Source organism: Halostella sp. PRR32 (assembly GCF_034808085.1).
Classification (GTDB): domain Archaea; phylum Halobacteriota; class Halobacteria; order Halobacteriales; family Natronoarchaeaceae; genus Halostella; species Halostella pelagica.
The window spans coordinates 1-263 of the sequence record NZ_JAXHGL010000168.1 but is presented as its reverse complement, the minus strand read 5'-3'; the positions used below and the strand labels follow the sequence as shown (position 1 = coordinate 263).

Below are 263 nucleotides of genomic sequence, written 5' to 3'. Positions count from 1 at the left end.
GCCGCGGCGAGACCGTCCCGGTCGCCCTCCGCGCCGACACCGTCACGGTCGACGGCCGCACGCTCGTCGTCGCCGTCTTCCGGGACGTCAGCGACGAACGCGAACGCATCGAAGCGCTCGAACGCACCGAACGCCGCCTCCGGAACGTCACCGACGCGGCGTTCGACATCGTGTTCCGGCTCGACGCGGACGGGCTGTTCGAGCGCGTCTCCGGGACCGTCGAGGCCGTCCTCGGGTACGAACCGGGCGAACTCGCGGGCGAA

1 pseudogene is annotated in these 263 nt (G+C 72.2%); it reads left to right on the top strand.

What is annotated here, in order from left to right:
* Positions 1-263: pseudogene (locus SM753_RS20775) on the top strand (PAS domain-containing protein); the annotation flags it as partial.